Origin of the sequence: Micromonospora sp. KC606 (genome assembly GCF_004348675.1) — a bacterium.
In the GTDB taxonomy this organism is placed as follows: Bacteria; Actinomycetota; Actinomycetes; order Mycobacteriales; family Micromonosporaceae; genus Micromonospora.
In genome coordinates this window covers 1-12,009 of record NZ_SMKN01000167.1, presented here as the reverse complement: position 1 = coordinate 12,009, position 12,009 = coordinate 1, and the positions used below count along the sequence as shown (strand labels likewise).

10 protein-coding genes are annotated in these 12,009 nt (G+C 75.4%); 4 read left to right on the top strand and 6 right to left on the bottom strand.

Going from position 1 to position 12,009, the window contains the following annotated elements:
* The first annotated feature begins 109 nt into the window (after positions 1-109).
* From E1193_RS24015 to rocD, 3 genes are all read left to right on the top strand, one after another.
* Entirely contained in the window at positions 110-874 is a 765-nt protein-coding gene (locus E1193_RS24015; protein ID WP_132185444.1) for a thrombospondin, read from the top strand.
* Positions 875-1,062: 188 nt separating this feature from the next.
* A complete protein-coding gene (ddaH, locus tag E1193_RS24010; RefSeq protein WP_347877045.1) occupies positions 1,063-2,007 on the top strand; it encodes a dimethylargininase in 945 nt (314 codons plus the stop codon).
* Positions 2,004-3,218: an ornithine--oxo-acid transaminase gene (gene rocD, locus E1193_RS24005; protein WP_207922835.1), complete on the top strand. Its 1,215-nt coding sequence runs from the start codon at positions 2,004-2,006 to the stop codon at positions 3,216-3,218. Before ddaH ends, rocD begins: the two co-directional genes overlap by 4 nt.
* Positions 3,219-3,472: 254 nt before the next feature.
* Here rocD and E1193_RS24000 read toward each other — a convergent pair whose 3' ends face one another.
* The 6 genes from E1193_RS24000 to E1193_RS23980 all read right to left on the bottom strand — a co-directional run bounded on the left by E1193_RS24000 (position 3,473) and on the right by E1193_RS23980 (position 10,721).
* Positions 3,473-4,624: an FHA domain-containing protein gene (locus tag E1193_RS24000; protein ID WP_207922834.1), complete on the bottom strand. Its 1,152-nt coding sequence runs from the start codon at positions 4,622-4,624 to the stop codon at positions 3,473-3,475.
* Entirely contained in the window at positions 4,621-4,914 is a 294-nt protein-coding gene (locus tag E1193_RS32585) for a 4a-hydroxytetrahydrobiopterin dehydratase (protein WP_207922833.1), read from the bottom strand. The genes E1193_RS24000 and E1193_RS32585 overlap by 4 nt, the downstream gene beginning before the upstream one ends.
* Positions 4,915-5,025: 111 nt before the next feature.
* Complete coding sequence (locus tag E1193_RS23995) at positions 5,026-8,463, bottom strand: hypothetical protein (RefSeq protein ID WP_132185442.1); 3,438 nt, start codon at positions 8,461-8,463, stop codon at positions 5,026-5,028.
* A gap of 48 nt (positions 8,464-8,511) precedes the next feature.
* Positions 8,512-8,832: a divalent-cation tolerance protein CutA gene (gene cutA / locus E1193_RS23990; RefSeq protein WP_132185441.1), complete on the bottom strand. Its 321-nt coding sequence runs from the start codon at positions 8,830-8,832 to the stop codon at positions 8,512-8,514.
* 9 nt (positions 8,833-8,841) lie between these two features.
* Entirely contained in the window at positions 8,842-9,891 is a 1,050-nt protein-coding gene (locus tag E1193_RS23985) for a 1-acyl-sn-glycerol-3-phosphate acyltransferase (RefSeq protein WP_132185440.1), read from the bottom strand.
* Positions 9,891-10,721, bottom strand: coding sequence for a patatin-like phospholipase family protein (locus E1193_RS23980; RefSeq protein WP_132185439.1), 831 nt, complete (start codon positions 10,719-10,721; stop codon positions 9,891-9,893). Before E1193_RS23980 ends, E1193_RS23985 begins: the two co-directional genes overlap by 1 nt.
* Before the next feature lie 170 nt (positions 10,722-10,891).
* Here E1193_RS23980 and E1193_RS23975 point away from each other — a divergent pair.
* Positions 10,892-12,009: serine/threonine-protein kinase (locus E1193_RS23975; RefSeq protein WP_132185438.1), on the top strand; the 1,118-nt coding region annotated here is incomplete at its 3' end.

Here is a 12,009-nt window from a genome sequence, read left to right as displayed (position 1 = left end):
GGCCGGTGACGAGTGTGGCCGATCGCCGCACGGGGTACTTCCCATTCGTTACCCGCGTGGCTGCCGGCGACCCTTCCGAGGCCTCCACGTATCGACAAGGAGATGTGACATGAATTTTCCCTCACTGACCCGACGCGGCGGCTCGTCCGTGCAGAACGCCGACGGTGACGGGCGGATGGACGGGCGCGACGGCCAGCCGGCGGTGACCGACCGGGACGCCGACACGGCGACGTACCGCAGCAACGCGGTGACCACCAACGGCGCGCACGACGCCGACGCGGCCCATCGGGCCGCCGAGCGTGGCGCGACCGCCCGTGCGGCGACCGCGCGCCCCGCGGCCGCGACTTCCGGGGGCCCGTCCGGAAGGGTCGCGCCGGTCGACGATTCACCCCGCCGCGCCACCAACCGGAGCGACACGGACACCCGACGGCCCCTGCCGCCCTCCCCGGCCGGGACCTCGGCGACCGCGACCCCGACCACGGAGCAGGCCATCGACCTGGATCGGAACGGGAAGCCGGACCGGGTGGAGGCCCCGACGGTCGCCGGCCCGAAGCCCCGGACCAGCCTGCTGGCCACCCTCGGCCTGGTCGTCTCGGTCGTCGGCGCGGCTGCCGTGCTCACCGGCACCCTCGCCGGCTACGGCATCGCCCTCGGCGCGACCGGCGCCGTGCTGGCCGTGTTCGGCCTGATCGCCACCCGGCGCCGGCACGTGGCCGGCACGACCGACGCGCTGATCGGCATGCTGGTCGGTCTCGCCGCCGTGGTGCTCGGCATCATCGCGATGACCGGCCAGTTCGACTGGCCGACCACCGACGGCGACCAGGTGACCCGGCTCCGTGAGTGGCTTGACTCACAGTTTGCCCGCCGGGTCTGACGGGCACTGTCCGGCTGCCGGTGGGGTGCCGGCGACGCCCGAGGGATCTGGTGGTTCACCAGCGGGCACATCCTCTTTCGGGGGCGGCGGTTCGCCGCCCCCGAAGCCTTCCCGGGGCCGGTACCGCGAACTGCGGCACCGGCTCCGCTCGTTTGCAACGTATCGTCGGCGAAACGGCCCCAGACGCAATGATTCGACGGCGTACGCAAGCCTCGACGGTGGATGCCGTCGGCCAGCTCCGCATACCGTTGACCAACGGCGCCAGCCCGTGGGCCACGGTGGCCGGGCGCGCCCGACCCCAGGAGCAGGACATGACGATGGACGCCACCAGCCAGCGCTTCCTGATGTGCCGGCCGACGTACTTCGCCGTCGACTACGCGATCAACCCGTGGATGGACCCGACCGCGCCGGTCGACGCCGGCCTCGCCGTCCGGCAGTGGGAACGGCTCCGCCAGACCTACCTCGACCTGGGTCACACCGTCGAGCTGATCGACCCGGTCGCCGGCCTGCCCGACATGGTCTTCGCCGCCAACGGCGGCACCGTCATCGACGGCATGGCGATGGCGGTCCAGTTCCGCGACCCACAGCGCGCCGACGAGGCCCCCGCGTACCGGGCCTGGTTCGAGGCCGCCGGGTTCGAGCTGTACGACCCGAAGCACGTCAACGAGGGCGAGGGCGACGTCCTGCTGGTCGGCGACCACCTGCTCGCCGGCACCGGGTTCCGCACCGCCCACGCCTCGCACGCCCAGCTTCAGGAGGTCTTCGGCTACCCCGTGGTCACCCTGCAGCTGGTCGACCCGCGCTTCTACCACCTGGACACCGCGCTGACCGTGCTCGACGAGCGGACCGTGGCGTACCTGCCGGCCGCGTTCTCCCCCGGCAGCCAGGCCGTGCTGCGCCGGCTCTTCCCCGACGCCGTCCACGCCACCATGGCCGACGCCGAGGTGCTTGGCCTCAACGCGGTCAGCGACGGCCGGAACGTGGTGCTGCCCGCGCAGGCCACCGCCCTGGCCGCGAAGCTGCGCGACCGGGGTTACCAGACGATCGGCATCGACCTGTCCGAGCTGCGCAAGGCCGGCGGCGGACCGAAGTGCTGCACGTTGCGACTCCGTCAGGGAAAGGCGAACAAGTGATCGAGGACATGCTGCGGACTCCGGCGGCGGTACGGGACGCGGAGCGCCACACCGCGCACAACTACCACCCGCTGCCGGTCGTGATCACCTCGGCCGAGGGCGCCTGGCTGACCGACGTGGACGGTCGCCGCTATCTGGACTGCCTGGCCGGCTACTCGGCGCTGAACTTCGGCCACCGGCACCCGGCGCTGGTCCGGGCAGCGCACGAGCAGCTCGACCGACTGACCCTCACCAGCCGGGCGTTCATCCACGACCAGTTCGCCGACTTCTGCCGCGAGCTGGCCGCGCTCTGCGGCAAGGATCTGGTGCTACCGATGAACACCGGCGCCGAGGCGGTCGAGACCGGCGTCAAGGTGGCCCGCAAGTGGGGCTACCAGGTCAAGGGCGTCACCCCCGGCCAGGCCAACATCGTGGTCGCGGAGGGCAACTTCCACGGCCGGACGACCACCATCGTCAGCTTCTCCACCGACGAGGACGCGCGCGCCGACTTCGGGCCGTACACCCCGGGCTTCACCGTGGTCCCGTACGGCGACCTGGCGGCGCTGGAGGCGGCGATCGACGAGAACACCGTCGCGGTGCTGCTGGAGCCCATCCAGGGCGAGCAGGGTGTGGTGGTGCCGCCGGAGGGTTACCTGCCGGGCGTACGCCGGGTCTGCACCGAGCGCAACGTGCTGTTCGTCGCCGACGAGATCCAGTCCGGGCTGGGCCGCACGGGTGCCACCTTCGCCTGCGAGCACGAGGGCGTCGTGCCGGACATGTACCTGCTGGGCAAGGCGCTCGGCGGGGGCATCGTGCCGGTCTCCGCGGTGGCCGCGAACGCGGACGTGCTGGGGGTGCTGAAGCCGGGCCAGCACGGCTCGACATTCGGCGGCAACCCGCTGGCCTGCGCGGTCGCTACAGAGGTGGTCCGTCTGCTGGCCACCGGCGAGTTCCAGCGCCGCTCCGCCGAGTTGGGCGAGCGGCTGCGGGCCGGCCTGGAGGGACTCATCGGCAGGGGCGTCGTCGTCGTGCGGGGCCGCGGTCTCTGGGCCGGCCTGGACATCGACCCGGCGCTGATGAGTGGCCGTGTGGCCTGCGAGCGGCTGATGGAGCGGGGCGTCCTGGCCAAGGACACCCACGGTTCCACCATCCGCCTCGCCCCGCCGCTGGTGATCACCGAGGAGGAGATCGACCACGCGGTGGCCCAACTGGCCGCCGTGCTGGCCGGCTGACCAAGGTCGTCGCCGCCGTCCCTGACCGACTGAAGGACCTCGCCCCCGTCCCTGACGGCCGACCAGGATCGTCGAGGTCTGCCGCAGGTGATGGTGTTCCGGCCTCTAAACACCACCACCTGCCGCAATCCGTGCCCGCCCCGCCCGCTCCGCCGGGCCGGGCGAGGCGAGGGCCGGGCGTCCAGGTCAGGGCCGGGCGTCCAGGTCAGGGCCGGGCGTCCAGGTCAGGGCCGGGCGAGGGCCTGGCGTCCGGGTCAGGGGCGGGGCAGGCGCATGGCCATGGTGGGCGCCTCGGCCATGACCGAGGTGGGAGTGAAGGGAGCGCCGGTGGGCAGCGCCTCGGCCCGGCCGACCTGCACGCCGGGGTAGAGCTCGACCATGTCGGCCCCGGCGAGCACCCGGGACTGCTTCGGCGCGAGCGGGACACGCTCCGACTCGACCATCGAGCCGTTGGGACGGATGCCCGAGCCGTTGGTGCTCATGTCGGTCACGATGACCTCACCGACGCGCAGTTCCAGCCGGACGTGGCTACGGCTGATCCAGCGGCGCGCCTCGTCGTTCAGCCACTGGCCGAGCATGACGCCGCCGCTGCCCTCCGGGGCCCGGCCGACCAGCACCGGCTGCTCCTCGGTGAGCACGAAACGCCGGCGGATCAGCCCGCCGATGCGTACCGCGAGCACCTCGGTGCGCGGACGCGGGCCGGCGTCGGAGAGCCGGGCGCCGTGCCGTGGGCAGGTCGGCACACCGTTGCGCAGCGACGGTGGCGGCTGCCCGGCCGGGGCCCGTTCCGTCCGGGCGAGATCGGCGAAGGCCCCGCCGCCCCCGCCGCCGCCGAAGAGCGCGCAGCCCGGCTCCGGGCATCGCCACTGCCGGGCCAGCAGCTTCCCGCCCGCCGGGGAGCGGTCCCCGGACACCGGAGTCGGGCCGCCGCCGACGTGGGCGACGAAGGCCGGCCCGCCCGCGCCGGGCACCGGGGCGAGCACCCGGCCCGGCTGCTCCACCACCCAGGGGAACCGCCCGCGCAGGCCGTCGAAGCGGACCCGGCTGAGCACCGGCAGGCCGAGCAGGTCGGCCACCTCCAGCATCCGGTCACCCGGGTTGTCGAGCACCTCGACCAGCCCGTCGTCGGCCCAGCGACGGACCACCATGCGCTCGTTGGAGGTGAGGTCGGCGTCGGAGAGCAGGGCCCGGTGCACCACCGCGTAGACCGGGACGCTGTCCTCCTCCAACTGCCGGGACAGGGCGTCGATGACCATGCCCAGCCGCAGCAGGCTGGCCGGCCGGCCGCCGTCGAGGTCCTGGTAGCGGATCACCTCGGCGAGGTCCAGGACGGCCCGGGCCAGGGACGGGTCGGTGCAGACCCGGCCCTCGATGGCGTCGAGCACCTTGCTGATCTCGAATCTCATTCGGCGCTCCGGACGATGTCGTCGATCTGGCGTGCCAACTCCACGTCACGGTGGGTAACCCCACCGGCGGAGTGAGTGGCGCAGCGGAAGGTCAGGGTCCGCCACCGGATGTCGATGTCGGGGTGGTGGTCGAGTCGCTCGGCGACCACCGCCACCCGGTCGACCACGGCGATCGCGTCGGGGAAGCTGCCCAGCTGCACGGTGCGGCTGATCGCGGTCGGGTCGCCCGACCAGTCCGTCAGCCCGCCCAGCTCTTCTCGCACCGCCTCCGCGGTGAGCAGGTCTGCCATGCCCCCGACCCTACCGGGACAGCCGGCGGCGGGCGGAGACGCCGCCCGCCGCCACGGATCGGCACCCCAGGTCACCACCCGATCACCGATGGCCGCCGGCTCCGGGTCGCTTCAGCTCATCCGGCCGACCACCGTACGCAGCCGGGCCAGGTCGCGGCGGCGCCGCTCGTACGTGGCGGCCAGGGCGATCAACGCCAGCCCACCGGCCGCCAGGAAGACCCACCGGGGCAGCAGGCCCCAGCCACGGGCCAGTTCGTGCAGGGCGAGCAGGGCGAGCGTGGCCCCACCCAGCATCACCGGCGCCTGCCAGCGTCGGGTCGCTCCGGCGAGGACCACGCCCAGCGCGGCGAGCCCGACCCCCAGCCGCCGCCACGGCTGCGGCTCCGGGGCGACCAGCACCGACACCAGGCCGGGTAGCAGCCCGGCGGCGAGCCCGGGGCCGAGCGCCAGCCAACTGGTCAGCCCCGGCCGGGTACGCAGCGCGACGAAGCCCGCGACGAGCGCCAGGCCCGCCGCCGGCAGGGTGTACGCCTCCAGCAGCACCACTCCGCCCGCCACGAGCAGCAGCCAGACGCCGAGCAGCTCGCTGACCCCGGCGATGCCCGCGAAGGTCCACCGTCCGGCCGTGGACTCGCCGCGCCGCAGCACGCGCAGGCCGACCGCGACGCCCCACAGCACGCACACCACTGCCGCGTGCCGGTACCCGGTCATGGTGAGAAGCAGCGCCACCAACGCGACGGCCTGGGCGGCGGCCTCCAGCGCCGAGCCGGCCAGGGCCGCGCGACGAGCCAGCACCGGCGCGAGGAACAGCACCGCCCCGGCCACCGCGAGCACGGCGAACCCGGCGGTACGCAGCGGCAGCCCGGCGGCGAGCGGCGCGGCCACCGCGAAGCCGGCGGCCGCGACCGTCGCCGCCACGCCGCCCAGCACCTGCGCCCCGGACCGTCTCGCGGCGACCGCCACCACGGCGGCGGCGACCACCGTCAGCGCCAGCCCGGCGAGCGTGCCGGCGGGGGTGGCGAACAGCCCGGCCAGACCGGCGAGGGTCCAGAGCAGACCGATCGGCACCACGACCAGGCCGAGCAGGAGTTCCCGCCGGATCGCGCCCGCACCGGGAGGAGCGAGGGCGGCGACCAGCAGGGCGGCCAGGCCGGTGAGCAGCACTGCCGCCGGCCCCGCCGGCCAGGGCGTGCCCGCCGCCACCAGCAACACCGGCACCGCCGCCGCCGCGAAGGGGAGCCCGATCAGCGCCAGGGTGGCCCGTCCGGCACCCGCCCGCGCGGCCGGCAACATGGCGACACCCGCCAGCACCGGCAGGGCGCACAGGGCGGCCCACGCGCCGCCGACCGGCGCCGCCTCGGGCACCCCGGACCAGGGCCACACCGGCCCGCCGTACGGGGTGAGGACCGCCGCCACGGTGGGCGGCAGCACGGCCAGGCCGGCGACCCCGGTCAGCGTGGCGGCGACCACCCGGCCCGCCATCGCGGCCGGCGCCTCCCCGCCGACGGCGAGCAGCAGCAGCGCGGCCACCGCCGCGTACGGAGCCACCGGTTCGGTCGGCACGCCCAGCGGCGCCAGGGCGCACCCGCCGAGGACCAGTGCCGACGCGGTCGAGGCGTACCCGTCGAGATCCGGACGGTGGCGGCGGACGACGACGACCGCGAGGAGCGACAGCGCGGCGGCGACCGACGCCCCGCGCACCTGCCACGGCGGTGTCACGTCGGCGGCGACGAGCGCGACGACCGCCAGGATCGGCATGGCGAGCAGGCCCGTGACCAGCCCGGCCCCGCCGACAGCGCGCTGCGCCGGGGTGCCGCGACCGGACAGGGCCGCGGCGACCAGCCCGACGGACAGCACGACCCCGATCGCGGCGAGCGTCCCGCCCTCGGTCGCCCAGGCCACCAGCAGCCCGTGCCCGAGCAGGGTGGCGGCGGCGAACGACCCGGCCAGCACGGTCGGGGTCCGGCTGCCCGGCCACACGGCCACGAGCAGCAGCGCCACCCCGGCGGCCAGGTCCACGGCGAGGGTCGCCGGCCACGGCGTTGCGGTGACGGCCGGCAGCGCGAGCGCGGTGAGCGCCACACCGACCAGACTGGCCGCCGGGCGGGCCGGCCGGGGCAGCAGCATTGCGAACACGGCGGCGACGAGTGCGACGGCGACCGGGAGCTGCCAGCCCCAGTGCAGCGCCGGTCCCGGCTCCGCGCCCCGCCACGGTGGCTGGGAGCGGACCGCCGCCGCGCCGGCGAGCAGCACGGTGGCGAGCAGGCCGACCAGACCGAGGCCACCGGTGACCAGCAGCGCGCCGACCCGGGGACCGGTACGCGGTCCCGCAGGCAGCGCCCGGACCGCGCCGGCCAGCCCGGCGACCACCAGGGCCGCCGCCACCAGCAGCAGGCCTGGACGCAGCTCGGCGACCGGGCGCAGCAGCGCGGCGGCCAGCGCCGGCACCAACAGGCCGGCCGCCACCTGGCGCAGCCCCCGCTCCCGGGAGGCCCACGCCCCGGCGAGCACCACCAGCGCCACCAGCAGCAGCGGGGCCCCGGCGAGCAGCGGCCGACCGGCGGCCCGCCCCCAGGCGAGCGGGACGAGCGCACAACCGGCGGCCAGCAGCGTGGCGCCGCCGAACCCGAGCCAGGCGAGCACCCGGCCCGCCACCACGGGGCCGGGCACGTGCGGCCCGGCGGGAACGACCGGGTGCCGGCGGCGCAGGGCGACCACCACCCCGAGGTCGAGCAGCGCCACCGCCAGCAGGACCAGGGCCCAACCGCCGGCCCCCGGCCGGGCTCCGGCCGCGGCCAGCGGCAGCACCGGCTGCGCCACCAGCAGCGCCGCGAACCAGGGCCCGGTCAGCCGGCTGAGCCGGGCGTACCCGGCGGCGACCGCCGCGCTGGCCCCCCCGACCAGCGCGGCGTACCGGGCGCCCGGCCAGGCGGCCACCCCGAACAGGTCGACCGCCCAGGCGGCGTACCCGTCGAGGACCACCAGCAGCAGGCCCACCGCGGCGACGGTCTCCGCGGTGCCGCGCAACCCGCGCCTGGCCGCGACCACCGGCACGGCCAGCGCGAGCAGGGTGACCGCGGCCAGGATCAGGGCCCGGCCGGCGACCCCCACCGCCGCCCAGGCGACCGCGGTGAAGACCACCGCGGCGGTGCCGAGGAGCAGCCCGCCGAGGACGAACAGCAGGCTCTGGACCGTCCGGGTCGACGCCTCGGGCCGCCCGGGGGCCGCCGCCGGCGGCTGGGGCGCAACCGAGACGGTCGGCCCCCCGCCGACCGCACCCGGCCCTGCCGCCGGCGTGGTGCGCGCGGCCTCCGCACGCACCCGGGCCGCCACCTCCGCCCGCCGCCGCCGCACCGTCTCGAACCGGCCCGACACCTCCTGGTACGCCTCACGCGCCCGCGTCACCTCGGCGGCGAGCACGGCCAACTCCCGGTCCAGCCGGATCACCTCGGCGGCGGGCGGGTACGGCGGCCGGCCGCAGCCGGCGCACCCGCGGACGAGGTCGGCGGACGTGCCGCAGGCCGGGCATGGGTAGGCGGTGTTCTGCACCCCGCCATCCTCGACGGCCGGGCGGGACGACCGACAGAGTGCGCGTACCTAGATCCGGGTGTTCTCGCGGACCCAGGCCGCGTACGCCGGATCGCCGCACTCCACCCGGCTCACCAGGATCTCCGGCACCTCGTACGGGTGCCCGGCGCGGATCCGGTCGACCAGCGCGGTCACCCGGTCGGGGGCCGTCTTGAACTGCACCGACCACTCGGTGCTGGTCTCCGTCGCGGCACGCCACCAGTAGGTGCTGTCGACCTGGCCCCCGACCTGGGCGCAGGCGGCCAGCCGGTCGGCGACCGCCGTGGCGGCCAGCACGTCCGCCGCCGCACGTGCGTCCACCACCGTCGTCACCACACAGATCTGCTCCACCAGCGCACCCTAGGCGACGCCGGGGTCGTCGACGCCGGGCGCGACGCCGAGGCCGTCACGGGTGGTGGCGATCCAGGCGTCGATCCGGCCCCACCAGTCGTAGAGCCAGTCGATGCGTTCCTGCCGGCCGGTCGGGATCTGCTCGGGCGGCACGGACCAGAAGCGCATCAGGATCCGCTTGTCCATCGGCAGTTCCCGCCACACGTCGGCGACGGTGAGCATCCGGTCCAGCCCGGTGTGCGCCACGAAGACGACGCCGGCGTCCGGGGCGGCGTCGAGGGCGGCGAGCAGCCCGCCCGGCTGCGGGGCGAGGACGTGCTGCAACCCTTCGGCGCGCAACGCCATCTTCTCCAGGCCGAGCGCGCGCAGCCGGGCGATCGCCCGCAGCCGTCGGCGGGGGGTGAAGTTGCCGCCCTCCGGGAAGATCACGAAGGCGTCGTCGTCGTCGAGGCCGGTGGCGAGGTGGCCGATCTGCCGGACCACCGAGTCACGGCTGTCCGGCCCGGGCGCGATGAACCGGTTCGGCAGCCGGTTGAGCAGCACGTCGATCGCCGGATCCCACTGGAGGCTCTCCTTGAGCACGATCCGTGGCTCGCGGTTGAACCAGTTGACCAGGGCGTGGATCAGGATGAACGAGTCACCGGGCCCGGCGTGCCGGCAGAGCACCAGCTCGGGGCGGCCGGGCAGGGCGGTGTCCGGGTCGGCGCCGACCACGTCGATGCGCAGCCGCAGCGTCCACCGGGCCTGCCAGAAGAGCACCCGGAGGAAGCGGCCGGCGAGCACGTAGTGGGCACGTTGGAAGGCCGGCGTGCGTTTACGCAGGCCGAAACCGGAGGCCACCCAGAGCGCGAAGAGCGCGATCAGCGCCGCCGCGTCCCAGACCAGGTACACACAGCCGATCCAGAGCAGCCGCAGCGGGCGCAGCCGGCCGGGAACCAGCGGCGAGACGGCCAGGCCGAGCAGCGCCCAGACCGGCACCGTGGTGACCGTCAGCACCGCGAGCAGCACCACGCCGGGGGCCAGCACCAGCCGGCGGACCCACCTCGGCGGCACCGGCATCAGCGGTCCAGGGTGGACAGGTAGCGCCGGGAGGCGGTGTAGGCGCGGCTGATCCGCCGACCCACCGCCGCCAGGTCCCGGTACGCCCACGGGCTGTCGTCCCGGGGCTCCAGCCCGCCGGTCGGCAGCACGTGCACCTCCACCCCCTCGGGCAGCGCCGCCATCTCCCGGGCGAACCGGTGCCGCCGGGCGATCTCGAACGCGACCTGGGCGATCTCCCAGGGTCGCCGGGGTGGCGTCAGTTCCCGTTCGATCCGCCCCACCTGGAGGACGAAGATCTGCCTCGCGCCGACCGCGACCGCCTCTCCGATCGGGATGGAGTTGACGATCCCGCCGTCGACGTAGTGCTCGTCGCCGATCCGGATCGGGGGCAGCAGCCCCGGCACCGCGGCGGAGGCGAGCACGGCGGGCACCACCGGCCCGGAGTGGAACCAGTGTTCGGCGGCCCGCTCGATGTTCGCGGCGCAGCAGCGGAACGGCACCTTCAGGTCGGCGAAGGTGGTCTCCGCGCCCAGCTCGCTCTCCAGCAGCTTGCGCAGCGGGCGGGGCGAGTGCAGGTGGGTACGGGCGGCGAAGCGGCGCAACTGCCGGGCCACCGAGTCGCCGTAAACCTCGCTGGCCTCGGGGGAGGTCCAGAGCCGGACCAGCCGGTCGGTGACCGCCTCGGACGGTTCGGCGGCGACCAACGCGCCGTTGACCGCGCCGATGGAGGTGCCCAGCACGACGTCGGGACGGATCCGGGCGCGGAACAGGGCACGCAGCATGCCCACCTCGACCGCGCCGAGCACTCCCCCGCCGCCGAGCACGAACGCCACCGGACCGCCAGCCATGCCGTTCATCCTGGCACGCGTCCGCCGCCCCACCCGCCGGAGCCGCTGGTCGTCGCAGTCAGCGAACCGGACGGCGCAGCGGGTCACCGGAGAAGCGGGCGGCCGTTGACAGAGCGGACACCTTCCCGCAACCTGATACCGCCCCCACCCCGAGGCAGGTGCGATCACAGATGCCAGCGCTGCAACCCGGCCGGTTGCTGGCCCGCCGGTACCGACTCCTCGACCAGATCGGGGCCGGCGGCATGTCGGTCATCTGGCGGGCCCGGGACGAGGTTCTCAACCGTGTGGTGGCGGTCAAGGTGCTCGCCCCCTCCCTGGCCGCCGACGCCCGCTTCCGGGACATGGTGCGCGAGGAGGCCCGATCGGCCGCCCAGCTGGTCCACCCGCACGTCACCTCGGTGCACGACTACGGCGAGACGCTCGCCCCGGACGGCGAGATCACCTCGTTCGTGGTGATGGAGCTGCTCGAGGGCGAGGAACTGGAGGACCGGCTCAGCGAGGGGCCACTGCCCTGGCCGGCGGCGGTCGAGGTGGGCGTACAGGTGGCCGAGGCGCTCGCCGCCGCGCACCGGCTGGGCATCGTGCACCGGGACATCACCCCGGCCAACGTGATGATGACGAAGGTCGGCGCCAAGGTGCTCGACTTCGGCATCGCCACCCAGGTCGGCGCTCCCGACGAGGACGAGGACGGCGGCACCTTCGGCACCCCGGCGTACGTGGCGCCGGAACGGCTGGACGGTGCGCCGGCCCAGCCGGCCACCGACGTCTACTCGCTGGGTGTGCTGCTCTACGAGACCCTGACCGGGCAGGTGCCGTACCCGGCTGAGACCTGGGAGGAGCTGGACGCCGCGTTGCAGGACCAGCGGGTGCCTTCGCTGGACGGCGTGCCGGGGCTGCCCCCGGTGGTGGCGCTCACCTGCCTGCGCTGCCTGGCCCGCGACCCGCAGGAGCGCCCCAGCGCGCACCAGGTCGCCGCGGCGCTGCGCGACCAGATGCTTCCCGGCGACCCGCAGGCGGCCACCATGCTCTCGCCGACGGTGACCCTGCCCGCGCTCCCCACCGCGTCGGCGGCCGCCGCAGCGACCGCCGCGGTCCGACCCGCCCGCCCGGCGGCCCGTCGCCCGCTCGTGGCGATCGGCGCGTTGGCCCTGGTCATCACGGCGGCGGCGTTGGTCGCGCCGACACTGACCCCGCGGTCGCCGACGCCGCCGGCGGCGGCGGACGCGCAGCCGACCTCCGCACCGGTGCCCGATCCGCCGGTGCTGCCCGACGATCCGATCACCGTGCC

Excerpts from the sequence above, each read along its gene's own strand:
- E1193_RS32585 (WP_207922833.1), bottom strand. The coding sequence starts at position 4,914 with ATGGCAGACCTGCTCACCGCGGAGGCGGTGCGAGAAGAGCTGGGCGGG.
- E1193_RS23985 (WP_132185440.1), bottom strand. The coding sequence starts at position 9,891 with ATGCCGGTGCCGCCGAGGTGGGTCCGCCGGCTGGTGCTGGCCCCCGGC.
- E1193_RS24015 (WP_132185444.1), top strand. The coding sequence starts at position 110 with ATGAATTTTCCCTCACTGACCCGACGCGGCGGCTCGTCCGTGCAGAAC.
- E1193_RS23980 (WP_132185439.1), bottom strand. The coding sequence starts at position 10,721 with ATGGCTGGCGGTCCGGTGGCGTTCGTGCTCGGCGGCGGGGGAGTGCTC.
- E1193_RS24000 (WP_207922834.1), bottom strand. The coding sequence starts at position 4,624 with ATGAGATTCGAGATCAGCAAGGTGCTCGACGCCATCGAGGGCCGGGTC.
- ddaH (WP_347877045.1), top strand. The coding sequence starts at position 1,063 with ATGATTCGACGGCGTACGCAAGCCTCGACGGTGGATGCCGTCGGCCAG.